Origin of the sequence: Bacillus sp. FSL R5-0654 (assembly GCF_038008745.1) — a bacterium.
In the GTDB taxonomy this organism is placed as follows: Bacteria; Bacillota; Bacilli; order Bacillales; family Bacillaceae; genus Bacillus; species Bacillus safensis.
Window position 1 is genome coordinate 1,940,012 of the sequence record NZ_JBBOZV010000001.1, and the last position, 24,718, is coordinate 1,964,729.

The 24,718-nt window shown below is 42.2% G+C and carries 23 protein-coding genes; 6 read left to right on the forward strand and 17 right to left on the reverse strand.

Translation table 11 applies throughout. From position 1 onward, the window contains the following. Positions 1-23: 23 nt before the first annotated feature. Positions 24-2,066, forward strand: a complete 2,043-nt coding sequence (locus NSS76_RS09595) for a molybdopterin oxidoreductase family protein (protein ID WP_341082007.1) — start codon at positions 24-26, stop codon at positions 2,064-2,066. A 44-nt stretch (positions 2,067-2,110) separates the two neighbouring features. Here NSS76_RS09595 and NSS76_RS09600 read toward each other — a convergent pair whose 3' ends face one another. The 3 genes from NSS76_RS09600 to xylA all read right to left on the reverse strand — a co-directional run bounded on the left by NSS76_RS09600 (position 2,111) and on the right by xylA (position 5,757). Beyond that, positions 2,111-2,797 (reverse strand): glycoside hydrolase family 11 protein, encoded by a 687-nt coding sequence (locus NSS76_RS09600; protein ID WP_341082008.1) that lies wholly within the window; start codon positions 2,795-2,797, stop codon positions 2,111-2,113. Between the two features lie 87 nt (positions 2,798-2,884). After that, positions 2,885-4,384, reverse strand: a complete 1,500-nt coding sequence (gene xylB / locus NSS76_RS09605) for a xylulokinase (RefSeq protein ID WP_341082009.1) — start codon at positions 4,382-4,384, stop codon at positions 2,885-2,887. Positions 4,385-4,419: 35 nt separating this feature from the next. Continuing rightward, positions 4,420-5,757: a xylose isomerase gene (gene xylA, locus NSS76_RS09610; RefSeq protein ID WP_044332951.1), complete on the reverse strand. Its 1,338-nt coding sequence runs from the start codon at positions 5,755-5,757 to the stop codon at positions 4,420-4,422. A gap of 210 nt (positions 5,758-5,967) precedes the next feature. Between xylA and xylR the strand changes: the two genes are divergently transcribed. Continuing rightward, complete coding sequence (gene xylR, locus NSS76_RS09615) at positions 5,968-7,128, forward strand: transcriptional repressor XylR (protein ID WP_185854478.1); 1,161 nt, start codon at positions 5,968-5,970, stop codon at positions 7,126-7,128. A gap of 46 nt (positions 7,129-7,174) precedes the next feature. On the opposite strand, the gene NSS76_RS09620 is transcribed toward xylR, so the two are convergent. The 3 genes from NSS76_RS09620 to csaA form a co-directional block, all read right to left on the reverse strand. Continuing rightward, positions 7,175-8,782 carry a glycoside hydrolase family 43 protein gene (locus NSS76_RS09620; protein WP_133744108.1) on the reverse strand — a complete coding sequence of 536 codons (1,608 nt, stop codon included), beginning with the start codon at positions 8,780-8,782 and terminating at the stop codon, positions 7,175-7,177. Between the two features lie 24 nt (positions 8,783-8,806). Continuing rightward, a complete protein-coding gene (locus tag NSS76_RS09625) occupies positions 8,807-10,198 on the reverse strand; it encodes an MFS transporter (protein WP_257802544.1) in 1,392 nt (463 codons plus the stop codon). 513 nt (positions 10,199-10,711) lie between these two features. Then, positions 10,712-11,044 carry a chaperone CsaA gene (csaA, locus tag NSS76_RS09630; protein ID WP_125587054.1) on the reverse strand — a complete coding sequence of 111 codons (333 nt, stop codon included), beginning with the start codon at positions 11,042-11,044 and terminating at the stop codon, positions 10,712-10,714. 244 nt (positions 11,045-11,288) lie between these two features. Between csaA and NSS76_RS09635 the strand changes: the two genes are divergently transcribed. Next, positions 11,289-11,768 (forward strand): hypothetical protein, encoded by a 480-nt coding sequence (locus tag NSS76_RS09635; RefSeq protein ID WP_024422662.1) that lies wholly within the window; start codon positions 11,289-11,291, stop codon positions 11,766-11,768. On the opposite strand, the gene NSS76_RS09640 is transcribed toward NSS76_RS09635, so the two are convergent. The 7 genes from NSS76_RS09640 to NSS76_RS09670 form a co-directional block, all read right to left on the reverse strand. Beyond that, positions 11,765-13,390, reverse strand: a complete 1,626-nt coding sequence (locus NSS76_RS09640) for a YndJ family protein (protein ID WP_341082022.1) — start codon at positions 13,388-13,390, stop codon at positions 11,765-11,767. The genes NSS76_RS09635 and NSS76_RS09640 overlap by 4 nt on opposite strands. Next, the gene (locus NSS76_RS09645; RefSeq protein ID WP_257802549.1) at positions 13,383-13,991 is read right to left on the reverse strand and encodes a DUF4166 domain-containing protein; all 609 of its coding nucleotides are present in this window, start codon (positions 13,989-13,991) and stop codon (positions 13,383-13,385) included. Before NSS76_RS09645 ends, NSS76_RS09640 begins: the two co-directional genes overlap by 8 nt. Next, positions 13,954-14,835, reverse strand: coding sequence for a hypothetical protein (locus NSS76_RS09650; protein WP_024422664.1), 882 nt, complete (start codon positions 14,833-14,835; stop codon positions 13,954-13,956). The genes NSS76_RS09645 and NSS76_RS09650 overlap by 38 nt, the downstream gene beginning before the upstream one ends. 148 nt (positions 14,836-14,983) lie before the next feature. Then, the gene (locus NSS76_RS09655; RefSeq protein WP_024422665.1) at positions 14,984-15,556 is read right to left on the reverse strand and encodes a TetR/AcrR family transcriptional regulator; all 573 of its coding nucleotides are present in this window, start codon (positions 15,554-15,556) and stop codon (positions 14,984-14,986) included. 3 nt (positions 15,557-15,559) lie between these two features. Then, the gene (locus NSS76_RS09660) at positions 15,560-16,279 is read right to left on the reverse strand and encodes an MBL fold metallo-hydrolase (protein WP_341082030.1); all 720 of its coding nucleotides are present in this window, start codon (positions 16,277-16,279) and stop codon (positions 15,560-15,562) included. A 36-nt stretch (positions 16,280-16,315) separates the two neighbouring features. After that, positions 16,316-16,789, reverse strand: a complete 474-nt coding sequence (locus NSS76_RS09665; RefSeq protein WP_122630990.1) for a GyrI-like domain-containing protein — start codon at positions 16,787-16,789, stop codon at positions 16,316-16,318. Positions 16,790-16,843: 54 nt separating this feature from the next. Continuing rightward, complete coding sequence (locus NSS76_RS09670) at positions 16,844-17,776, reverse strand: helix-turn-helix transcriptional regulator (protein ID WP_024428349.1); 933 nt, start codon at positions 17,774-17,776, stop codon at positions 16,844-16,846. Positions 17,777-17,893: 117 nt separating this feature from the next. Here NSS76_RS09670 and NSS76_RS09675 point away from each other — a divergent pair, with 117 nt between their 5' ends. Further along, complete coding sequence (locus NSS76_RS09675; protein WP_024428348.1) at positions 17,894-18,418, forward strand: hypothetical protein; 525 nt, start codon at positions 17,894-17,896, stop codon at positions 18,416-18,418. 31 nt (positions 18,419-18,449) lie between these two features. Here NSS76_RS09675 and czrA read toward each other — a convergent pair whose 3' ends face one another. Then, entirely contained in the window at positions 18,450-18,779 is a 330-nt protein-coding gene (czrA, locus tag NSS76_RS09680; protein WP_024422670.1) for a Zn(II)-responsive metalloregulatory transcriptional repressor CzrA, read from the reverse strand. Positions 18,780-18,963: 184 nt separating this feature from the next. Between czrA and NSS76_RS09685 the strand changes: the two genes are divergently transcribed. Continuing rightward, positions 18,964-20,289: an APC family permease gene (locus NSS76_RS09685; protein WP_198457005.1), complete on the forward strand. Its 1,326-nt coding sequence runs from the start codon at positions 18,964-18,966 to the stop codon at positions 20,287-20,289. 97 nt (positions 20,290-20,386) lie between these two features. Further along, a complete protein-coding gene (locus tag NSS76_RS09690; RefSeq protein ID WP_024422672.1) occupies positions 20,387-21,049 on the forward strand; it encodes a lysozyme family protein in 663 nt (220 codons plus the stop codon). Positions 21,050-21,083: 34 nt separating this feature from the next. Here NSS76_RS09690 and prpB read toward each other — a convergent pair whose 3' ends face one another. The 3 genes from prpB to mmgD are packed head-to-tail and all read right to left on the reverse strand — an operon-like array spanning position 21,084 to position 24,595. Continuing rightward, positions 21,084-22,001: a methylisocitrate lyase gene (gene prpB / locus NSS76_RS09695; protein ID WP_268415118.1), complete on the reverse strand. Its 918-nt coding sequence runs from the start codon at positions 21,999-22,001 to the stop codon at positions 21,084-21,086. A 12-nt stretch (positions 22,002-22,013) separates the two neighbouring features. Continuing rightward, positions 22,014-23,450, reverse strand: a complete 1,437-nt coding sequence (locus NSS76_RS09700; protein ID WP_103132034.1) for a bifunctional 2-methylcitrate dehydratase/aconitate hydratase — start codon at positions 23,448-23,450, stop codon at positions 22,014-22,016. A gap of 2 nt (positions 23,451-23,452) precedes the next feature. After that, a complete protein-coding gene (gene mmgD / locus NSS76_RS09705; RefSeq protein ID WP_024422675.1) occupies positions 23,453-24,595 on the reverse strand; it encodes a citrate synthase in 1,143 nt (380 codons plus the stop codon). Positions 24,596-24,718 lie beyond the last annotated feature (123 nt).

Sequence of the window (24,718 nt, forward strand, 5' to 3'; positions counted from 1 at the left end):
TGCAGAAAGGAAGCCGAAAACTCATGACCGATTATACAGCGATGAAAGACGGAATATTCAAATCAGTTTGTTCGTTAGATTGCCCGGATCAGTGCGGTCTTTTAATACATAAAGAAAATGGAAAGATCGTGAAAGTGCAGGGAGATCCGGATCACCCTGTCACACAAGGAAACATATGCAACAAAGTGCGTAATGTCACAGCCCGTTTATATGATGAAAAAAGGCTGACCACTCCTTTAAAACGTGTTGGCCAAAAAGGCGAAGGTCAGTTTGCACCGATTACGTGGGAAGAAGCCATTGAAACCATTCGTCAAAAATGGACAAAGCTGATCGAAGAAAAAGGGCCAGAAAGCATTCTGCCTTACAGCTTCTATGGGAACATGGGCAATCTCAACGCAGAAGGTATGGACCGCCGCTTTTTTTACCGTCTTGGTTCAAGTCAGTTAGACCGGACAATCTGTCAGTCAGCAGGAACGACTGGCTATAAATATACAATGGGTGCAAGCATTGGGGCAGATCCTGAAGACACCATTCATACGAAACTATTTATCTTTTGGGGCATCAATGCCGTATCGACCAATATGCACCAAATCACCTTGGCACAAAAAGCACGAAAGCAAGGAGCGAAGATTGTCGTAATTGATGTTCACAAGAACCAAACCGGCCGGATGGCAGATTGGTTCATTCCGCTTCGGCCTGGTACTGACAGTGCACTTGCCCTAGGCATCATGCATGTCCTTTTTAAAGAGGAACGTACAGATGAAGCCTTTTTAGAGGCTTACACGGTCGGCCATAAAGAGCTGCGCGAGCATGTAAAGCAGTATGATCCAGACACAGTTGAGCGCATCACGGGTGTTCCTAAAGGCGATATCATTACACTTGCAAGAATGTACGCTGAGTCATCGCCCTCTCTGATTCGGATTGGGAATGGTTTGCAGCACCATGATAATGGCGGGATGAGTATTAGAACCATTTCCTGCCTCCCTGCCCTGACTGGTCAATGGCTGCACAAGGGCGGCGGAGCGATGAAATCAAACTCTTCTTTTCTCAACTATAATGAAACAGCTCTTCAGCGGCCGGATTTAATAAAAGAACGCACGCCTAGATCATTTAATATGAATCAGCTGGGCAGCGTGCTGACAAGCGCAGAGCCTTCCGTTGATTCTCTCTTTATCTACTCGTGCAACCCAGCGGTTGTAACACCTGAAGCGAATAAAGTCAGAGAAGGTTTGCTGAGAGAGGACTTATTTACAGTGGTTCATGATTTATTCCTGACAGAAACAGCGACGTATGCAGACATTGTCCTGCCAGCGACATCAGCCTTTGAAAACGAGGATTTTTATACATCATACTGGCATCATTATATTCAAATTCAGGAGCCCGTAATTGAACGCTACGGAGAAAGCAAATCCAATACTGAAGTATTCCGCCTGCTTGCCCATGCGATGGGCTTTGAAGATGAAGCCTTCCGCGAGACAGATGCTGAACTGATGGAACAAGCTCTTCATCATCCAGAAAATCCGCATTATGAGGACATTTCATACGAGGCATTAAAAGAAAAGAAATGGATCAAAGCGAAACGTGGACCTTTCCAGGAATTAAAGCTTCAAACCCCAAGCGGGAAAATTGAGCTTTATTCTGAACAAATGAAAAAAGACGGGTATCCAGCACTTCCAACCTATGTGCCCCTTTATCAGGAAAGCGATTATCCGCTTACCTTTATACCGGGACCGAACCATAATTTTCTGAATTCCACCTTCTCACTTCATGAAAAGCATCAAAAGCTTGAGAAATTTCCGAAGCTTCACATGAATGAACAGGATGCAAAGGAAAGAAAAATTGAAGATGGTGACATGGTACGTGTGTTGAACGACCGAGGAGAGTGTGAGCTTGTCGTGTCAGTCGGTCAAAATGTATTATCTGGTGTTGTAGTCAGTCAAGGATTATGGGCAGATCAAAAAGGCAAAAAGCATTTAGTGAATGGATTAACACCTGATCGATTGGCAGATATGGGCGGCGGCGCTACGTTCTTTTCTGGCAGAGTGGAAGTTGAAAAATTATCATAGAAAAAGTAAAAGCCAGCAAAAACTGCTGGCTTTTTTATAAGCTTTTATCGTCCAATAAACAGCTGATTGGTCATCACATTCGCACTTCCGCTGCTCTGGTAGCCTTCTACAGTAAATGCTGTTTCATACATTTTGCCCATTGGCATTCCTAAGCTTTCCCATTTATTAAAATGCGCACTGACGGAGACCGTTCCGCTTGTACGCTTTGTTTGACGTACACTCCAATATTGCTTGAAGGTCGCAATCCCGATAATGGAAGGCTGATTGACGCGGGTCGTCTCATAAATGTCATATGTGCCTCCATCTGCATAGAATGATCCTTTATACGCTCCTGTTGGACGATATGTGCCCCATGAATCAACAATGTAGTATTCTGCTAATGGAGATTGTGTCCAGCCATAGACACATAAATAGGAATTCCCGCCTGGGTTAAAGTTTGCGTTGTAATTGATGGAGATGTTGCCAAGCTGATGATGAGTTTTAGTGGAATCAAACTTCTTTCCTTTTCGAAATAAAGCATTTCCGATACTGTTCCAGCCTGCAGTAAATGCCCCGCCGTTATTGAGTGTCATTGAGGTGTTTCCATAATCCTTCCATAATTCATAATCGTATCCGCTATGTGTACCCATTTCATTATTATAAATCGTTTTCGCATGAGCTGGCACAGCCGTCAGTGTCAGCACAAATCCAATACACACCACAAACAAAAGCCTCAATCTTTTCAAATTCATTTTCCATCCCTCTCCTTTTTTCATCCGTATTGTTCTGTCATCCCTAAGGTGATAAACCCATCACCTCCTTTCATGCAGCCTTCTCAGTTAGATGGAACGATACTGCTTTAACCCGGCATGGATGTCTCTTGTTTGTGTATAAATCCTTTGATACAAATGAAATAGATCAGCATATACTTCCGCATGCTGCTGATTTGGCTCATAAACAGCAGCTTGATGGATCAACTGATGGGCACATACTTCAAGTGACGGATACCATCCGCAGCCAACCGCAGCAAGCATGGCTGCACCTAAAGCAGGCCCTTGTTCATTGTCTAACTGGATGACTTCAGCCTGAAAAATGTCTGCTTGCATTTGAAGCCAAGTCCGGCTTCTCGCACCGCCGCCAATGGACACAATAGAATCTATGTTTTTTCCTGCCTGCCGGAATAATGCGATAGATTCATTTAGCGAAAAGGTAATTCCCTCTAACACAGCTCTGACAACATGTGCCCTTTCATGCCTGCTGTCTAATCCAATCAAGCTGCCGCGAATGGTCGAATCCGCATGAGGTGTTCTTTCCCCGACTAAATAGGGAGTAAAGAGCAATCCTTTCGCTCCTGGCGCTACATGCGCCGCACCTTCTAAAAGTGATTGAAACGATTCCTCAGGAGCCAGTAAGTGTTTTGCCCAGTTAAGGCTATATCCTGCTGAGAGGGTGACACCCATTGTGTAAAAAGCGTCTTTTTTTGCATGATGAAACAAATGTAAATTCCCTTGAAGCTCCCTTTCATGATCCTCTTCGTAGGAGAGAATCACCCCAGATGTGCCGATGCTGCATAACGTGCGGTCAGAGGACAAGATGCCAGCACCAATTGCTCCGCAAGCATTATCTGCCCCGCCGGCAAAAACCTTCGCGCCTTCTTTCATCCCAACATCACGTGCAATGTGCGGCAAAAGTGTACCAACCTCCGCCTCTGATGTGATAAGAGGCGGGCAAATATGAGGAGAAATATCAAATGCCTGACAAATCTCCTCACTCCACGTCTGTTCACCGATATTTAACAGCAAAGTGCCAGCCGCATCAGAATAATCCATATGGACAGCGCCAGTTAAACGAAATCTGACATAATCTTTTGGGAGTAAAAACATGTCGATTTGCTGATCAATATGTGGTTCATGTTCCTTTACCCATAATAATTTTGGCAGTGTGAATCCTTCTAACGCCTGGTTTTTTGTGATCTTTTGCAGCCGGTCTCCCAGCTTTTTTGTGATGTGTGCACATTGTGCTGTCGTTCGTGTATCATTCCATAAAATTGCAGGGCGGAGCACTTCGCGAGATTCATTTAATAGAACTAATCCATGCATCTGGCCGGAAAAGCTGATGCCTTCAACTTGTCTTGAATGAACAGGCTGCTTTGCCATCAGTTCTTTCATCACAGCCATTGTCTGGTTTACCCAATCCTCGGGGTGCTGCTCACAATATCCAGGCTTTTCTTGAATGAGGCGGTACGGCTTAGAGGCTTCGCAGCACACCTTCCCGCTCTCATCCACTAATATCGCCTTGACCCCGCTCGTTCCAAGATCAATTCCCATCACATATTTCATGTTTTCACTCCTTCAAAACAGGTCAGCCCCTTCAATTAATCTTCTAACAAGTATTGATTTAAACGGGCTTTCAGCTGTTCCTCTCTTCCCGATTCGTTTCTGATCAAAGGATGTTTCAGCGCATATTCTTCTAATGTATGAAAGTTTGCCTTCCCTTCTGAAATGTCACGGCCAATTCCTTCAGAAAAGCTGCGATACCGGTGCTTTATCACATCCTCAAACACACGGTCTTCTATGAGTCTATGAGCGACCCGCAGTCCTTTTGCGAATGCATCCATCCCAGCAATATGAGCATATAAAATATCTTCAAGTTCAAAGGAAGCTCTTCTCACTTTTGCATCAAAATTAAGACCGCCAGACCCTAGACCGCCATTTTGCAAAATTTCATACATGGCAAGAGTTGTGGCATACAGATCGGTTGGAAATTCATCTGTGTCCCATCCAAGAAGCGAATTGCCCTGGTTTGCATCAACAGAACCGAGCAGCCCATGAATTCTTGCGACACGTAATTCATGCTCAAACGTATGACCGGCCAGTGTCGCATGATTGGCCTCAATATTTAATTTAAAATGGGAATCTAATCCGTATTGTTTTAAAAAGGCGATGGATGTCGCTGCATCTGTGTCGTATTGATGAGTGGTTGGCTCCTTTGGCTTTGGTTCGATTAAAAATTGGCCAGTGTACCCAATTTCTTTTGCATAATCAACAGCCATATGCAAGAAAGACGCCATGTGATCAAGCTCTCTTTTCATATCTGTATTGAGCAGCGTATCGTACCCTTCTCGTCCACCCCAGAAAACATAATTTTCTGCACCGAGTTCTTTGGCGGTTTCGATGCCTTTTTTAACCTGTGCGGCCGCGTAGGCAAAGACATCTGCATGACAAGATGTCGCAGCGCCGTGTACAAATCTAGGGTGCTTGAACATATTGGCTGTGTTCCACAGCAGCTTTACTCCGCTTTGCTTCATGTATTCTTTCATTCTTTCTAAAATGATGTCTAATTGTTGATTCGTCTCTTGAAGCGTCTCCCCCTCTGGCGCAATGTCACGGTCATGGAATGAAAAATACGGAACATCCAATAGGTCAAAAAGCTGAAAAGCGACTTCCAATCTAGCTTTTGCTAAATCCATTCCGCTATAGGTGTCCCAGGCTCTTTGCATCGTGCCAGTTCCAAACATGTCTGTTCCATCAGCCGTCAATGTATGCCAATAAGCAACTGAAAAGCGCAGGTGGTCTTTCATTGTTTTTCCGCCAATCACTTCGCTTGGATTATAGTATTGAAAAGCGAGTGGATTTTTTGATTGTTTTCCTTCATATTGAATCTTGCCGATTCCTTCTAGACTGTATAATGTTTTCATATTTGATTTGGCCATTCTTCATTCCTCCTGAGTACACTTTGTAAGTTGATACAACAAACTAATGATCAATCTATGAAAAAATCACTTTGAATTTTCCATATTTTTTAGTTTTTTAAAAATATTTTCGTTATAATAAAGTTAAAATCATCTTTCTTATCGAATACATGCGAAAAAAAGCAGCTCTTCTCAACTTAATCTAAAGACGAAACAAATGGAGTGGATAACGTGGATATCGCTGATCAGAACTTTGTCAAAAAAATAAATCAAAAACTTTTATTAAAAGAAATTCTCCAGCATGCGCCCATTTCGAGAGCAAAATTATCTGAACGCACTGGATTAAATAAATCGACTGTTTCCTCTCAAGTAAGTACGTTAATGAAAGAACATCTTGTCTATGAGATCGGTCAAGGTGAATCTAGCGGCGGGAGAAGACCGGTTTTACTGATGTTTAATAAGCGTGCTGGCTGTTCCATCGGAATCGATGTCGGCGTTGATTACGTCAATGGCATATTAACTGACCTTGAAGGGTCTATTCTTTACGAAGAGCAGATCAAGCTCCCACCCAGCTCTCCTGAGGTGACGATACGTAAATTAATTGAATTAATACAGCAGCTCATCACACAAATGCCCTCTTCCCCATACGGGCTCATTGGCATTGGCCTATGCATACATGGTTTAGTGGATGCAGGTGAACAAATCGTGTTTACGCCTCATTCAAAATGGAAAAATGTTGATCTGAAAACCACGCTTCAAGAGACATTCCAAGTACCGATCTTCATTGAAAATGAAGCAAATGCCGGTGCATATGGTGAAAAAATCTTTGGTGCCGCTAAACATTATGACCATTTGATCTATGCAAGCATCGGCACTGGCATCGGGATTGGCATCATCATCAATCATCATTTATACAGAGGAGCGTATGGCTTTTCTGGTGAAATGGGACATATGACAATCGATTTTAACGGACCGACATGTAGCTGCGGGAACCGTGGGTGCTGGGAATTGTATGCTTCTGAGAAGGCCTTGTTTCAGTCTCTTCAAACAGATGATCAGCACATCTCCCATCAAGATCTGGAACAGCTGGCCAAGTTAAATGATATGAAAACGCTCAATGCCCTGCGCAACTTTGGCTTTTACCTTGGTGTCGGTCTCACAAACGTCCTGCATACCTTTAACCCGCAAGCCATTATTTTAAGAAACAAAGTGATCGAATCACATCAGGCGGTTCTACATGTGATTAAGGAGGAGGTATCCTCGCGAATGGATACGCAATTCAGCTCACATGTAGAGCTGCTCCCTTCATCATTAGGACACAATGCACCAGTATTGGGGATGACATCTCTTGTCATAGAAGCTTTTCTGCAAAATGCCACCCTCACAACCTGATCTATATATTTTTCAAAAAGAGGCAGCTCGTAGCGAGTTGTCTTTTTTATTCGTCTGTTTCCTCATAGCGAAAATAGTGAAAATCAGCAGGAAGACGCTCGCCGCTCGTATCTTGGCACTGCATACCGACAAATGCCCCTGTAAAAAACCCCCCACCTCGAATGAAATCATCGGATAAATGGATGGATTCAAACGGTACATCAATTTCCTTCCACTCTTTCTGATCAAATGAATAAGAATATTTATATGTCTCTTTCCGAACGGTCACTTTTAAATAGACATAAGTGACCTCGTCAGGAATGATGATTTTATGTGTCAATGGCTGAGAAAAGGCAAGATTTTGACAGACAGATAGTTCAAGCGTGCGGCCAAGTTCCTCATCATATGTCACCTGGAGTGCTGTCCAGTTTTCCGTATTATAATAATTCACAAGACCTGCGGCTTGCTGAAAGTTTTCTGGGAAGAACGAAACAGCTGTCTCTGCTTCAAAATAAAAGCTTTGCCAGCGTCTTGCAACAAATGCTTGGGTAAACTTAGACGTTAAAGATTCGCGGCCGAATAATCTTAAATGCTGAGGTTCCTCCGTTAACGAACCAATCTGATCGGTAAACGGAATTCTTAATGTTTGGAAGTGTCTATTTAGTGTTGATTCTTTAAATTCATCGACTGTATGATAGGTTGGTGCAAAAACCTTTTCTTCGATCTTTGGCGCTTCAACCTCTAGCGTCCCCTCTTTTCCGCCTACAACATAAGGCCATCCATCCTTCCATTGAAGCTTTTGTATCGCTGTTTCTCTTCCTAAAGGGCACCACCCTCTCTGTTGAAAAATAGATTCCTTGCTTGATTGAATCGGGCGGCCAGTGAGATGAGCGAGATACCATTCATTTGTATGCGTTTGAACGATTGAAGCATGCCCGCATTTTTGAAGCGGATGTTCAGGCACATGGAAGGCACTTAAAATCGGGTTATCAGGATGAACCTCATATGGCCCTTCAATATGCGAGGACCGGGCGATCGTTGCTGCATGCTCATACCGGGTACCTCCTTCTGCCGTTAATAAATAGTAGTAGTCACCGATACGGTACAGATGCGGCGCTTCTGTCAATTTAATCGGTGTGCCTTTAAAAATGACCTTCCTTTGTCCGATGAGCTTCTTTTCAGCCACACTATATTCCTGCAAGGCAATACCTGCAAAGGAATGATGCTTTTCCCTATGATCCCACAGCATATTTAAGACGTATTTCTTCCCGCTGTGATCATGGAATAAAGATGGATCAAAGCCGGAGCTGTTGAGCAGGATCGGTTCACTCCAATCGCCGTCCACCTCGCTTGCCGTGACCAAATAATTATGACCGTCTTTAAATGGGCCATCCACTACTTTGATATCTGAATAAATAAGCCAAAACTGCCCATCAGCATAGCTTAAGCACGGCGCCCATACCCCGCCAGAGTCAGGATTCCCCTTCATATCCAGCTGCGACGTTTTTTGCAATGGACGCGCAGCAAGACGCCAATGGACGAGATCCTTTGAATGATAAATTTGCACCCCTGGAAACCATTCAAATGTAGAGACGGCCATATAATAATCTTCTCCTACACGGCAAATACTTGGATCAGGATTAAACCCTTTGAGCACTGGGTTAGTAATCTTCATTGAACTTCCTCCTCATTCAGAGACCTACATTTTAAAATCGTCCATATGATCGATATACACTTTGTCTCTATTCTCAAGCTCCCGTACGACTTTTTTATGTTTTTCTTCGTCTAGGTTATAAAAATTAATATCCACCATCGCTAAAATCAGTAAGCATACAGGAATCACCGTTGTCGTGATTAAAATGCCAAGTAAAGCTTCTGGTGATTGCATTTGGTTCGCAACATAGCCAAAGCGATCGAGTACAAGCCCTGGCACAATCCCGCCTAATGCCATCCCAAATTTAAAGAAGAATCCGATGATGGCATAGATGAGCCCGCCCATCCTTTTCCCTGTTTTATATTCGCCATATTCAACAGTTTCAGGAATGAGCGCCCACATATAAGCACCGGCTGTAATGCTTCCTGCAGCTGCAACGAGTCTAAAAATCAGTATTAAAGTGATTTGACTCGGCGGTATCACAAGTAATGCAAGAAGACCTACGATATTCAGCAATAATGAATAATTCAGCAGCTTTTTCTTTCCTAACAGCTTGTGCAGTTTTGGAATAAACGGCAGCACCATTAAAGCGGGCAGACTGCCAATGAGTCCGTACCATTTCACTAAATCTTCTCTGCCGAGGTTATACGTCACATAATAAATCCCAACAGAGTTACTGATCGAGTTCACGCCAAAAATAATAATAAAGAAAATGCTTAATACAACAAGCGGACGATTGACACGTAACTGGACAAAGATATCACTGAACTTAATTTTTTCCTCCGGCTTTTGAAGCGTGACACGTTCATTCGTGCTTTTAAAACAGAAAATAAGTAATACACCGCCAAGAACGCCGAGAAAAGCCATCGTCATCTGCCAGCCGAGAGCTGTATTTCCTGTTTTATCGCTCAAAAAAGTCGCAAGAAAAGGAACAAAAAAAGCAACAACTAGACCTCCGAGATTAGCAAAAAGCATACGAACAGACGTAATACTGACAACCTCTTGGTTATTTCTTGTCATTGCGGATGTTAAAGCACCATAAGGAACATTGATGAATGTGTATGTAAGCGATAAACCAACATACGTGATGTAGGCATAAACGAGTTTACCCATTTCAGAAAGATCAGGTGTTGTAAAGCAAAGGATAGCAAGTACCACAAAAGGAAAAGCACCGAATAACAAGTAAGGTCTAAACCTGCCAAAACGGCTGTTCGTTCGATCCACCAATGCACCAATAAACGGATCTGCAAGCGCATCAATGGCGCGAACAACTAAAAACATCGTTCCTGCTGCCGCCGCTGATAAACCATACACATCTGTATAAAAAAATAATAGATACGTAGAGACAGTTGCATAAATTAAGTTACATGCGAAATCTCCTGAAGCATATCCCACTTTTTCAGACATACGAATCTTTTTTAAATTCTCACTTACCATGAGCTTTCTCCCTTCTTCTCTTAGCCTCTTCTAATGAACAGATGATGGAGGGCAGCAGCAGTCAATACAAAGAATATAAAGCGCTTTCAATTTGTTGTAAAAATGAAGCTGAACATCTGATCCTTTCAGCTTAGCCCACATAGACAGCAAATGATTTGAATGACGGAATCATCCCCTTTAATGACCGGATCATCACTTGGAATTCATCTTAGTTTATCGACTAAACAAACTAAGATGAATTCATTTTATAAAATCTGATCTGACTTTTCAATATTTTTTGAAAAAATAATCCAAATAATTGATTTCTTGTCATTTTTCTGCTGAAATGACGTGAAAAACTGAAGTAAAGCATTTAATGGTTGCAATTCCGATCACCTCATGCTATATTAATCAAGCGATGAGCTGAATTGTGTAAGTCGGGTAACATGTCTCCTTGAGACACACACGAATGTGGCGTGTGGTTATTCCGCCTCAATACGCAAAAGACATCTTCTCAGGAAGATGTCTTTTTTATTATCCTATTTTTGTCCCATTTTCTACAGGCTCATCTGTTGCTAGTAATACTACGTCTTCTTTTGACGGCATACCCCCTAAGACAAGCACTTCTGATTTGAAGCCTGCAATTCTTCTTGGCGGAAAATTGACGACTGCTACGATTTGTCTGCCAATAAGACTCTCAGCCGTATAACGTTTTGTCAGCTGAGCACTGGATTGTTTTAGACCAATCTCTTCACCAAAATCAATCTTGAGTTTTAATGCAGGTACTCTTGCCTCTGCAAAGAATTCTGCTTCAATGATCGTCCCAACACGAATATCTAACGCCAAAAACTGTTCAATATCTGCCATCTGATTCTCTCCTCTTCATTCAGGGTAGGTTCATTTACTAGAGTTATCTATTGTTTTTTCATTGTAGCACATTCATTTCGTAAAAAAAGAGAGTCAAAAAGCCGATTCATCGCAAAAACTTCCCTTTAGTTTACATAATGTTTTTATCGTCATGTATTAAATATTTGCATCCTGAAAATGAATTCAGTAAAATGGCAAATAATCCTACTGCTTCCTCCCAAATATATTGGGGAGGGGTTAACACTTGTTTACATTATCAGATATGTGGACATTTTGCTGGTCGTTTTTCGTCATTCTTCCTATCGTTGCCATCTTGCATCAGCTTGGCCATATTATGGTCGCATGGATGTTTGGCGCAAAGGTTTCTTTTGCTCTTGGCAGAGGCAAAAAAGTATTGAAAATAGGTGTTGTTGAAATTAGACGAATCTATTTTCTAGATGCATTTTGCCATTATGAAGAAATGAGGAAAAATAACCGATTCTCGCATATTCTTGTCTACCTAGGCGGATCATTATGCAACCTGCTCAGTGTTCTCATACTGAATACAATGATCGCCAATGATATCCTGCCAGAACATCAATTTTTCTATCAATTTGCTTACTTCTCTGTCTACTATGTATTTTTTGCACTGCTGCCAGTCCAGTATGCAGATCATCATCCGAGTGATGGACAAGCGATTGTGAACATCATTCGGCACGGTGAACCATGTGACATCATTGATTAACAGGATGGCTTCCTGCTGTCAATTTGATAATGAATCGTTAAAAAGGGAATACCGAATAGCTTCATTTGATGAACTGCTGTGAGACTTTTATCTGTCTCCGGCTTCATATGAAAGCTTTCTTCCATTGGCAGTTTCATGGTGATAAAAGGTGTATGCAAATACAATCCTTCGTCACCGGTACTGCCTTTTGGACATGCACTTTTTAAGAGAAAGTCTTCCTTTTCATTAAAAGGTTTTAAAATGACGGTCATCTGAGAATATGGAAGCGGCAGCGCAATATTCATATAGCCCGCAGCTGCATCGTGATGATGAGCATAAAGTGCAAAAAAAACCTGCTCCCCTTTTTCGTTATAACGGATCCACGCCCTGACATTCTTTCGCCCTTCTTTAGGATGTTGAAATGTAGTCAGACGCCCCTTCATTTCATACGGGATACAAGATGTCCCCAAATAGAGCTGGCCTATTTTCTTAAAAACTGGCTGAAGTAAAAAAACAAACGGCCTCACCCACCAATGAAAACAGACTGCTGCTTTTAACGTAAACGCCATCGGGTTCTCATAAAACCTTCGAATCACAGGTGACACCCTATCAGCTGAAAATGTCGTTCCATTTAAATCATCAAGTGAATCGACTAAACCAAGGTTCTCTCGATCATGCATTCCTTCCTTTTGAAAAGAGATCAAATGAAAACGGCCATGCACTTTTGATATCGGAAAGTCCTTCTGCTTCAATTGATCCTTTGGCCCTTCGATCAGCCATCCAATCAAACCTGGTAAAATAACAAAAAAGGCATTAATACTGCCATGAAACCAAATCATCTGATCAATGCTGATGTAGGTCACGCGCATGAGCATGCCAGCAGAATAAAGAAGAGATAGCACGATCGTTCCCATTAAGACGCAGCTAGAAAACACAATCAGCACTTTTGCCACAGTCGATCGAAACCTTGTTTTCATACAAAGAATACCGTACAAGTAGAGTGCAATGACATATAGCGTGACGCTGAACGTATCAAATAGACGGGAGAAGCTAATCCCAACAGCAATCATCACAGGTGACAGCAAAATCACCCAGCCTGCCGCTTTGTATAAAGCTGTCTCTTTTTCTCGCTGTCTCCCTAATAATCCATAGAAAAGCGGGATAAAAAAAGCCGAGTAATGAAAATGAATAGCGGTCAAAAGCACGATGATTGGTGAAAAGGTCATCACCTGTATATCTGCCGTGTACAGCCAAAACCAAAGCCCTCCTAAAGCGAGATACATCCATGCACCATCGATGATCAATTCATGAAGCGGAAAGATTCCCCTTTTCAGCAAACGAGTACAGCCATATAACGCCAAAAGAATCGTATACAAAAACCATCCCGATGCAAACAAGGCAGAATGATAGATGAATGCAGCCGTTGCACAAAGAGCAGCTAATGGAAAGGCTTTCATTAAAAAGCCGAGCAGTATCCCCGGCTTACTCTCCCTCTCTTCCTTCACAAAAAAGGCTAAAATTGCAGGAAGGAAAAACAGAATGGCTATCAGTACAAATAACTCTGCTACCGGACCTGTCATCAAGCGGGTGGCGATAAAACAGCACATGAAGACGAGGCTTGATATCAAATGCCATTTATTCATAATGAGACATTACCCTTTCAGTAAACCGGCCTTTATATGTAAAAAGGGTCCCAAACAATCGGTTTTTCACATGCACATCAATGGTATACACACCCGCGTGCTCGTTGTAGCCTTCTGTGACATCTGATACACCGTAAAGCCATGAAGGCAGCGGCCACTCACGTCCTAACATGAGCAGCTTCTGCCGGCCGGATTGAATGTGAAGGAACCCATGCTTTGTTACTTTAAAATGAAGCTCTGACATAAGAAGTCTAGGCTTTCCAAAATAGTCTAGTACTTTATGACTCTTCTGATCAATGATCATATCTGCATCAAAGTGCCGTTCCTTCTTTGGGAAATAAAACGTACGAAACCAGTGCATGCCCTCCTCTCCCTTATTTGTCATAAAGGGTTTATTCACAATCCGGAAAGGAATGTTTTTTCCTCTCTCAGGGAAAAAACAGCGAAACAGTGGACCAATTTTGAAGAAAAATCGAATGAGCCTCGTTCCGCCGCCTATTTCCTCCATAGTGCCTTCTGCGGTAAACGCACGATTGTATCTCTCTTTTAATTTTGGATGAAGCTTATCGTAATCCTTTACTTGATGACGATGAACGACCATGTCTACCTCCCCTTTTTCGTTTGATCGAAAATACGTCTATACAATCTTTTAAATTAATCATTCCTGCAATGGATAGGATCAAAAATGCACTCATCACAAGCGGCTCATGAAGTGTCGTTTGGGGGGATAGGATCCCGATACAAAGCATCAGCAGCAGAAACACACTTTGAAGAATGAACAAATATTTCTTTGATAGCTTAGGTATCAGCCATGATACGCCTATAAGGGCATAAAACAACCGAAACCCGGTGCTATGATCAAAAGCAGAATGTGAAAAAGGGATAACCGCTTGGCACAGCCAGACGATGGCAAACAGCAAACAAATTCCATAATGGGCAAGTGTTCTCTCCAGTAACAACCGAGGGTGCGTACCCTTTTCAAGCCACGTCTTTAGTGCGCCAAAACTAAAGGCCGTCATAAACCCCATCATCGGGCGAAAAAGAAATCGATCTGCCCACGCCCATCCTTTTCCTTCTTTCGGTTCATAATCAAATTGCGTTTGAAACACAATATGATCGTTCGTTTTCACATATTTCCAATAACCGCCGCCTTCTTTGATAAAAGACAATGGGTGTGACGATTTAAATTTAAGCGAGGATGCCCGTTCATTCCGTTCATCCATCATTCTAGTTCGATATGCTCCTGTCCCTGTGACACTTACCCCAAAACCAAGATGCTTTTCATACAAAAAGGTTTGGGGCTGTTCATCTTGAGGTCCATTTAATGAAATGGTTGAAAAGCGCAAATCCCACTGTTCATGAAGCTTTGGATTTTGCGTATATTCCCATACTTTCTCTAAAGGTGCATGAATGGTTGTTTCCACATAAACAGGCTTTCTTTTCATCTGCCTCTACTCCTCTATGTGAATTATTTCACATAATAAGCATACCATGTTTCACAAAACTGTCAAATCTTTATTCGTTTTTCTCGCTAAAAAATTGTGCCAGACGGACACTCCTTTATGATATCGATTTGCTATAAAAAAAGACCTGTCAAATAGACAGATCTTCTTTTTGCAATACACCTGTGATATAGAGCCGAACCGCATAGCTCACACTTTCTTCAAGCTGTTCTTTTCGTTGAAATCCCTTTTTATTAGAAATATCACCGAAGCCGTGCAGTAAGCTTCTCAGTCCTCTGACGACATGCGTCATTTCTTCTTCTTTTACACCAAAGCGTGACATAATGGATTGAACAAACTGAACAAGGCGCTCTGCTGCAAGTCGTACTTCTTTTTCGTTCATATGTGAAAAGGCAGCTTCATAAAGACCGGGATGTGTTCGGACAAATTGCACATATTGTCTGGCAAAGGCTAAAACAGCTTCTTCTTTTTCTAGCCCCTCTGTGACTTGCATCCCTTCCTCACAAAGCATGGAGAGCCCCTTTACTGCGAGTGCTGCCTGAATCTCATGAAGGCCGGATACATGATTATAAAGAGAAGGCGGCCTGATATTCAGCCTTTTAGACAATGTAGCAATAGTCAAAGCGGAGAAGCCCTCTTCATCAACAAATGCAGCCGCTGTATCCATAATTTTTTCTTGTGTAATTCCCATTCTTGGAGACACGGTTTACTGCCCTCCTTTTTTTAGCTGGTACTGTCTTTTTTTAACGGCAGCTTGAAGCTTTTCATGAGGCTCTATGATAAGGTCACCATGTCCTGCAGCAAGACAGGATATGCGCAGCGCTAGTAATTTTTCAGCGCTTTTTAATGCGGTTTCTGCATCCCATGTGGCAAATGCCGGGAACGGGAAGCTCCACCGAAACTCACCTGTAACCGATAAGTCCCCTTTTGTCACAAGGGCATCCCCTGCAATGACAACTCCTGACCTTTCATCGTATAAAGAAATGCTGCCGGGTGTATGCCCTGGTGTTGCAATCACTTTGAGCGGCCCAATCTCATCTCCTTCTTCGACAAGTACATCTGGTTTTGTATGAATATTTTTCATAAAACTGCCTTTAATTTTTTGCTGAGGTTCATCAGGGAGCAAGGAAAAGTCACCTTCAAAAAGGCGTGCATCACGTTTTGATAAATAGACAGCTGCCTCTGGAAAAGCCTTCTTCACCTCATCTAATGCGCCGATATGATCCATATGGCTATGAGTGAGAATAATCTTATGAATTGGTTTGTTCTTTTTACGGGCAAATTCGATGATCGAGTTTGCCGCCATTTTTAAAGCAGCATCAATTAAGATGAGTCCTTCCTCTTCCTCAAAGACATAGCAATTTACCGGAAATAATCGCGGCATCAATGTAAGCTGGTGCAGACGGTCAAAAGTTGTTAATCTCATGATTGCCCTCCTAAAACTAATATCGTTAGTTTTATATTAACTAATGGTATTAGTTTTAGCAATCATTTTTTCATCAACCGCAATATAAATATCAATTTGCGCTTCTTTTGGATCAATAGATCTTTCATCATACCATTCAAAATCACCTGTATAAGTGCGGTATTGACGCTGATCCCACGTCCAAATCTTGTGCCATGTTTCAAGCACGACCTCTTCAATCGGTCCTTTTCTCGTTTGAAATCTTGCATAGGTGGACGCAGGAATCTCTTTTACATGTTCGATCTGCTGATCCGCGAATTGCCCAGCTGTAAATAAATAAGAACCATGTTCATCTTTTTCATAATCTGAATACAGCCCTATGACTGGAGCTTGCCCCCCATGTAGCTGCTGCGCAAAAAAATCCTGCCAAAGCGGTGCAATCTTCCGCTCTTTTGTTTTCTCTATTTCATTTGTTGTTCGAACAGACAACCCTTTGACCCATTGTTTCTCTAATGTGACGATATCGTACATACATTCTCATCTCCTTTTCTCCCATCATATAAAAAGAAACCTGACAACAGTGTGTCAAGTTTCTAATCGCTTCATAAATTGTTTTAATTGGAGATCAAATGCTTCCTTGATGTGCTGAGGTGAAACAATGTCGACGTCCGGTCCTAAATGGAATAGGAAACTGTGCAGCCAATCATCTTGCGGCACAGTCAATGCTGCCAGATAAGTCCCGTCTGAACATATGATCAATTCGTTCTCATCCACCCATTCCTTCACTTTGCCAACTGATGCTTCCGTTAACCTGAGCGTGAGGGTTGTGACTGAAGGTTCTTCATGCCAAGAGTCATTCCAAGGCTTCTCTTCATTTTTGATTCTTTTCGGCCTGAAATATGCTGAAATGGTGATGAGGTCTGTCATTCTGGTCAGCTTGAATAGACGAAAATCATGTTTCACACAACAAAACGCATACAAGTACCAATGCCTTCCTTTTAAGACAAGCGTATAAGGCTCCACTTTACGTGGAAGTGTTTCACCTTTTGCGTTGCGATAAGTGAATTGAATGAATTGATGCGCGGAAGCAGCTGTATGGATCAGCTGAAGCTTCTTTTCTGCCTGGCTGTCTTTCCCCCATGAGCTTAAATCAATAAAGACATGGTGCTGTTTCTCGCTTTCATCACTTTGTGGCGGAATGAGAGATTTGATTTTTTTCAGTACATGTTCACTTTCTTTAAAGGAGTATGCACTCGTCATGCTTTCAAGGGCAGTTAAAATAAGCTCAATGTCATCATCGGTAAATAATTTTTTCTCTAAACGATAGTCGTCAACAAGCGAAATGCCACCGCCTGCTCCTTGTGTTGTCACAATAGGAATCCCGGCTTGATTGATGGTCTCAATATCGCGATAAATCGTCCTTACGCTCACTTCGTGAAGTTCAGCAAGGTCTTTCGCTTGTATTTGCTTTTTGCTAATGAGCAGCATCACAATAGACAAAATACGATCGATTTTCATGCTTTTCCTCTTTTTCATAAATGTAGGTTTTGATTTGATAAAAAATGAAAGAATGGTAAAGATAAGGAACAGCCAGCATTCGTTTACATCCCTGCACATGCAGGAGGAGGTTGCATCATGACACATCACGTGTGGCAGTTATTCATAATTGGGGGCATTATGCTGATCTGCATCATCTTTCGAATGAATCGAATGAGACGCTATCAGCTTGTGCGCCCGATCAGTCTTTTGATGAGAATGTATGTATTTGGACTCACTGCCCTTATTCTCTTATTAGAAGGCTGGCAAAATCACAGCATTTTCATCTATGCCGCTATTGGTATGCTCTTTGGAAGCAGTCTGGCCGTTCATGCCTATGAGACGATCCGCATGAAAGAAGAAAATGGCCGTCTTTATGTGAAAACGAGTAAATGGATTGAAAGCTTCATTTTATGCTTATTTTTATCTCGACTTAGTTTTAAGCTGGGTGAGCTGACGAACCATTCGCTCACAAAGATTGGTGTCGTTGAACTATATCAGCATATTGTGAGTGATGATGCCATGACCATGCTCAGCTTTTTTCTGTTAGCTGCTTACTATGTCGTTTTTTCTTATCAAATGATGAAAGCAGGTAAACGATCAACACGTATGCATCATGCGTAAAAACCTTCCTACTCATATAGGAAGGTTTTTATTAGTCATGCTGTGCATGATGAATCATTTGTTCAAGTACTTCCATCACATGCTGATCTTCAGGACTGTAAAAGATTGATGTCCCTGCTCGTCTAGATTTCACGAGACGAAGGTTTTTTAAAAAACGCAGCTGATGAGAAACTGTTGATTGCATGAGATTCAGCGTTTCTGCGATATCATTTACCGAGTATTCACCTTGAGACAAGAGGTGCAGAATACGAATACGTGTCGGATCAGATAAGGCTTTAAACGTTTGGGAGACAAGAAATAAACTTTCTTCATCCAGCTCCATCCGTTCCTGTTCTTGATTTGTATTCAGTTCTTCCTTCATTTCGCTTCACCTTTCTTGTTAGTCAAATCACGACTTATTCTATGTATCATCATATACTAAAACGTCCGGCGTGCAAAGCGGGCACACTTTAAACAAAAGATTTATTCAAATAGCATTGACACTTGGTAGCATTCTTTTTAAAATGAGCATTATTTATTCATTTTTAGAGGAGCTGATAGGCAAATTGACTGAAGAGCCAAGACTAAAACGCAGCCTGACTGTCTTTCCACTCGTTGTGATCGGGCTTGCTTATATGGATCCACTTGTCGTATTTGATTCATACGGCATTGTTGCTCAGCTGACGAAAGGACACGTCGCTGCAGCTTATATATTTACGTTACTTGCATTACTATTGACAGCGCTTAGCTATGGGAATATGGTGAAAGCTTTTCCAAAAGCAGGATCTGCTTATACATATGCGCAAAAAAGTATTCATCCTCATGTCGGCTTCCTTGTGGGCTGGACACTTTTACTGGATTATTTATTTCTGCCTATGGTGAATTTTGCGATCGGAAGTGCTTATTTAACCGCAGCCTTTCCTGATGTACCTCATTACATTTGGATCATCATACTTGCTATCGCCATAACGACTGTCAATGTCATCGGTATACGGCTTACAGCCAACATTACGGCGCTGTTTGTGACATTTCAGGTCATTGTCGCTGTCACCTTTGTTGGATTTGTTATTTATGGGCTCACGCAAAACGCTGGCAGTGGAGAGTTATTGTCAGCCCGGCCTTTTTATTCAGCGAGCTTAGATCCAGCGCTTATTTTTTCAGGAGCGACCATTTTATGTTTCTCCTTTCTGGGATTTGATGCCATTTCCACGATGTCTGAGGAAACCATTAAACCAAAAAAGACGATTCCGCTTGCCATTTTCTTAACAGTTGCGATTGGAGGCGTACTGTTTACTTTGACGTCTTATTTTTTGCAGCAGGTGTTTCCAAATTTTCAGCAGTTCAAACATCCTGATGCAGCCTCACTTGAAATTGCAGAATTTGTGGGCGGCGCATTTCTTCACTCGTTCTTTTTAGCCGGCACAATGGTCGCTGTCATTTCTTCCTCCTTATCGTCACATGCGAGTGCAGCAAGGCTTTTATATGCAATGGGAAGAGATCAATCGTTACCAAAGCGTTTCTTCGGGTATATTCATCCGAGATTAAAAACCCCTGTTTTTAATATTTTGTTAATCGGAGCTTTCTCATTAACCGCAGTCGTTGGCGAACTTGAAGTCATTTATTCCTTTATCAGCTTCGGCGCCTTAATTGGATTTACCTTTGTGAATTTGTCTGTTTTTGCGTACTTTTTCGTCAAACAAAAACAAAGAGGTGTACTGAATACATTGAGATATGCCGTGATCCCTCTATGCGGGACGGCGTTTTGTATTTGGCTGTTAACGAGCATTAGTACAAATGCATTAATCATTGGCATGATTTGGCTGATTATCGGTTTTGTTTATTTCTGCTTCAGGCTGAAAACAAGATCTGAATTTACGTTTGGATATGATTGATTATAAGGTTTTCACTTGGTATCCTGCACAGGATATGGCATAATGAAAAGGCTGTACTTCCCTTTTAAAAGCGGGGCAAAACAGGGGTGAACTGACCTTGAAAAAGAAAAAAACAGGATGTTTTGCCATTTCAGGCTGTTTCACGATTTTTCTCTTTGTTTTCGTATTAGCAGCCATTGCCATCTCCTTTAATCAAAAGGAGTTAAAAAAGCTGCCGATTGATACGGAATCAATTGTTTTGTCGAGATTGGATGATTACAAACCGCTTGTAGAAACAGAGTTAAGAGATCAAGATTTAGATCAGTATACCGGGTTAATCCTCGGTATGATGTATCAAGAATCAAAAGGCAGGGGCGGAGATCCAATGCAGGCCTCTGAATCTCTTGGTTTGAAACGAAATGAAATCAATGACCCTGAGAAAAGCATTAAACAAGGAGTCCATCATTTTTCGACTATGTACAAGCATGGGAAGAAAAAAGGCGTTGATTTGGAAACCATTATTCAAAGCTATAACATGGGAATCGGCTATATTGATTTTGTTGCAAAAAACGGGGGAAAACATTCCGAGAAACTGGCAAAGCAATACTCCAAAAAGCAAGTGAAACGAAACCCCGAGGTCTATACGTGCGGCGGCAATAAAGATAACTTCCGCTATCCGTATTGCTACGGTGACTTCACTTACGCTGAAAAAGTAAAAGAAAAAACGAAAACAGTTGAAGAAAAGATGAAATTGGCTTCTTCATCCACACCATCATCGTAAAAAAAGCACTTCCGTCAAGGAAGTGCTTTTCATTTTATCGCTGTTCTTTCCCAATTTCCGGGAGGATCGTTTTTGCTAAATGCTGGTCCATTTCCTCATATTCATCATAATGAATCGTTTCATAGAGCTCTTTTCTCGTTTGCATATCCCCAAGTATCCCCTGCTGCGTTCCCTTTTCCATGATTTCTGTAAATAAACGCTCATACGCTTTTGCAGCAACTCTAAGTGATGACACAGGGTAAATGACCATTTGAAATCCAAATACAGAAAATTCGTCTGCATGATAATAAGGCGTCTTGCCAAACTCCGTCATGTTTGCAAGGAGCGGACCTTTAATATGGTTTGACGCATGCGTGAAGTCCTCTGCTGTGATGAGTGCCTCAGGAAAAATAGCATCAGCTCCTGCTTCTACGTAAAGATTGGCCCGGCGGATGACATCCTCCATTCCATTTACAGACTTTGCATCGGTTCTTGCAATCACCAAAAGCGTTGGTGCCGCTTGTTTGATGGCGTTGATTTTTGCGACCATTTCTTCTACTGGAACGAGTGATTTCCCGTTTAAATGCCCGCATTTTTTCGGCATTTGCTGATCTTCAATTTGAACAGCTGCCACTTTGCTCTCAACCATTTCTTTTGCCGCTCTTGCTGCATTTAAAACACCGCCATAACCTGTGTCCATATCGACCAAAAGCGGCAGCTGGGAAGCTCGAATAATCTCCTTCGCTTTTTCAGCCATTTCTGTTGAATGGATCATGCCGAGGTCTGGCAGTCCTTTGCTGGCACAAAAAGCGGCACCTGATAAATAGAGTCCTTGAAAGCCCATTTTTTTCGCATAGAGCGCAGACATTCCATCGTGAACGCCTGGAATTTGAAATAAAGCTGATTTGTTCATTTGTTCTTTAAAGGCTGCGGCTAAATCAGCCTGACTTCTTTCTTCATTCACGATCCACACACTAGCTCCCCCTTATATGACGAATAAGTCCATAAATGCTGGCACTGTTGTTGTTTTTAATTGATTTGGATTTTGGCAGAGTGACACAATTTGATCCACTTGCTTTTGTGGAAATCTTGTCTTTAAATGATAGAGCCATTTCTTTTCAAGCAGCGGAATGCCTTCCTGTCTTCTTCTGCGATGACCGAGCGGGTATTCAATTTCAATTCGGTCTGTCATCGTCCCGTCTTTAAAGAAAATTTGTACACAGTTTGCAATCGATCTCTTTTTCGGATCTAAATAATCCTCTGTGTAACGTTTATCCTCTTTCACAATCATTCGATCACGAAGACGATCAATGGCTGGATTTTGCGCCGTTTCTTCTTCATAATGGTCAGCTGTTAGTTCACCATAGATCAGTCCAATAGCTGTAATATACTGCAAGCAATGATCACGGTCTGCCGGATTATAAAGCGGTCCTTTCTTATCAATAATCCGAATCGCTGACTCATGTGTCGTAATCTCTACCCGGTCAATTTCATCTAAACGATCTTTTACAGCGTCATGCAGCATCACAGCCGCCTCTGCAGCAGTCTGCGCATGGAACTCAGCAGGATAAGCAATTTTGAAGAGAACATTTTCTATGACGTATGATCCAAGGGGCTGGGCGAGCGTAAGTGGTTTTCCTTTCATCAGAACATCTTCAAAGCCCCACTTCTCTGCACTGAGGGGCGTTTGATAACCCATTTCCCCTTTACGTGTCATCATTGCCAGCCTCACTCCGCGGCTTGTTGCATCCCCCGCTGCCCATGATTTCCTCGATCCTGTGTTTGGGGCGTGGCGATACGTCCTAAGCGGGGAATTATCAACAAACGCTTGTGATAAAACATGCTGGACCTCTTCCTTTGTTCCGCCAAGCATTGCACACACAACTGCACTTGTTGCCACTTTGACAAATAACACATGGTCCAATCCATTTCGATTTAGACAATTTTCTAAAGCAAGGACACCTTGAATTTCATGTGCCTTGACGATTGCATGCAGTACATCATTCATCGTTAGCGGCTCTTCTCCGTTTGCAAGGCGAGTTCTGCTGATATAATCACTTACAGCTAATATTCCGCCTAAGTTATCTGAAGGATGCCCCCACTCCTGTGCAAGCCACGTGTCATTATAATCTAACCAGCGGATCATACAGCCGATATCAAAAGCCGCTTGAACAGGATCTAGCACAAACGAAGTGCCTGGAACTCTTGCTCCGTTAGGTACGACTGTTCCAGGTACGATAGGTCCAAGGTGCTTCGTACATTCTGGAAAATTAAGAGCCAGCATTCCGCAACCGAGCGTGTCTATGAGCACATACCGCGCGGTTTCAATGGCCTCTTTGCTTGTAATTTCTCCGTCTACTGCATAGGCAGCGATTTCTTCTAATAGCTGATCTGTTTGATTGGCGACTGCTGTTTTGTTCATGTTCATTCCCCCGTTTTTCCATCATCATTTGAAACCTTTAATCCTCTTGGCCCTAAATACCGGACTCTCGGTCTAAAAATGCGATTATGCAAATGCTGTTCAATAACATGTGCGGCTAATCCGCTAGCTCTTGCAGCAAAGAAAATAGGTGTATAAAGTGAAATAGGGATTCCGAGTACGTAATAAATCGGTGCAGCATAATAATCAAGATTTGGATAAAGGTTTTTCTGCTCTTTCATGTATGCCTCTCCTGCTACACACATGTCATATAGCATTGTATCCCCTTTTGATTCGGTAAGCGTTTTCAATGAACGTTTTAAAAGAGCGGCTCGCGGGTCCATTTTTCTCATGTATACTCTGTGGCCAAAGCCCATCATTTTTTCTTTTGCGGCTAATTTTCGTTCAATGAGCGCAAGAAATCCTTCTGTTGTTTTTCCTTCAAGAAGCATGTGCATGACAGCTTCATTTGCTCCTCCGTGGAGGTCACCTTTTAATGAAGAGATCGCTCCAGTAAAAGCACCATACATGTCAGAATGCGTGGATGCAATCACTCTAGCCGCAAACGTTGAATTCGGCAGCTCATGTTCGCTATATAATGTGAGTGTTTGGTCAAAAGTGGTAATTTCGTCTTGTGTCGGGGTGCGTCCAGTTAGCATGGATAAAAAGTTTTCAGTGTAGGATTTGGTCTGATCTGGAGAAATAGCGGCGTCTTTTGTGAGAATATAATAGCTTCCAGCAACAATGGCCGGCAGCTGGCCTAGTAATCGAACTGCACGCCTCTTTTGGCACGCTTCAGATCGATCATGTAATGCGTCATCATACCCTGCAAGAGCAGATAAACACGTTCTCATCGCATCCATAGGGTGAGTGGATTTTGGCAGCTTGGTTAAAATGGTTTGAATGGTTGGATGTAAGCTCGTTTGTGAGGATATATCTTGCTGAAATTGATGATATTCCATCTTATCTGGTAATCTTCCATAAATAAGCAGATAGGCTGTTTCTAAATATGTCTTGTTTTGTGCCAGCTCAATGAGGTCGTACCCGCGAATCACAATTTCCTCTTGCTCCACATCTAAGTATGATATGGACGTTTCGCTTGCCACAATGTCTTCAAGCCCCGGTTTATACTGCAATTGTTCAGTCATCATATAACCCCCGTTTCGTCCAATTGTTGATCTCCAAACGAGCAAACGGCCAGAAATGATGTGAATCTATAGATGGGAAGATACCGTGCTAGTCGGATATCCAATTTCCATTCTATCCAAAGC

Excerpts from the sequence above, each read along its gene's own strand:
- NSS76_RS09595 (WP_341082007.1), top strand. The coding sequence starts at position 24 with ATGACCGATTATACAGCGATGAAAGACGGAATATTCAAATCAGTTTGT.
- NSS76_RS09600 (WP_341082008.1), bottom strand. The coding sequence starts at position 2,797 with ATGAATTTGAAAAGATTGAGGCTTTTGTTTGTGGTGTGTATTGGATTT.
- xylB (WP_341082009.1), bottom strand. The coding sequence starts at position 4,384 with ATGAAATATGTGATGGGAATTGATCTTGGAACGAGCGGGGTCAAGGCG.
- xylA (WP_044332951.1), bottom strand. The coding sequence starts at position 5,757 with ATGGCCAAATCAAATATGAAAACATTATACAGTCTAGAAGGAATCGGC.
- NSS76_RS09620 (WP_133744108.1), bottom strand. The coding sequence starts at position 8,782 with ATGAAGATTACTAACCCAGTGCTCAAAGGGTTTAATCCTGATCCAAGT.
- NSS76_RS09625 (WP_257802544.1), bottom strand. The coding sequence starts at position 10,198 with ATGGTAAGTGAGAATTTAAAAAAGATTCGTATGTCTGAAAAAGTGGGA.
- csaA (WP_125587054.1), bottom strand. The coding sequence starts at position 11,044 with ATGGCAGATATTGAACAGTTTTTGGCGTTAGATATTCGTGTTGGGACG.
- NSS76_RS09640 (WP_341082022.1), bottom strand. The coding sequence starts at position 13,390 with ATGAATAAATGGCATTTGATATCAAGCCTCGTCTTCATGTGCTGTTTT.
- NSS76_RS09645 (WP_257802549.1), bottom strand. The coding sequence starts at position 13,991 with ATGGTCGTTCATCGTCATCAAGTAAAGGATTACGATAAGCTTCATCCA.
- NSS76_RS09650 (WP_024422664.1), bottom strand. The coding sequence starts at position 14,835 with ATGAAAAGAAAGCCTGTTTATGTGGAAACAACCATTCATGCACCTTTA.
- NSS76_RS09660 (WP_341082030.1), bottom strand. The coding sequence starts at position 16,279 with ATGAGATTAACAACTTTTGACCGTCTGCACCAGCTTACATTGATGCCG.
- NSS76_RS09665 (WP_122630990.1), bottom strand. The coding sequence starts at position 16,789 with ATGTACGATATCGTCACATTAGAGAAACAATGGGTCAAAGGGTTGTCT.
- NSS76_RS09670 (WP_024428349.1), bottom strand. The coding sequence starts at position 17,776 with ATGAAAATCGATCGTATTTTGTCTATTGTGATGCTGCTCATTAGCAAA.
- NSS76_RS09675 (WP_024428348.1), top strand. The coding sequence starts at position 17,894 with ATGACACATCACGTGTGGCAGTTATTCATAATTGGGGGCATTATGCTG.
- czrA (WP_024422670.1), bottom strand. The coding sequence starts at position 18,779 with ATGAAGGAAGAACTGAATACAAATCAAGAACAGGAACGGATGGAGCTG.
- NSS76_RS09700 (WP_103132034.1), bottom strand. The coding sequence starts at position 23,450 with ATGAACAAAACAGCAGTCGCCAATCAAACAGATCAGCTATTAGAAGAA.
- mmgD (WP_024422675.1), bottom strand. The coding sequence starts at position 24,595 with ATGACTGAACAATTGCAGTATAAACCGGGGCTTGAAGACATTGTGGCA.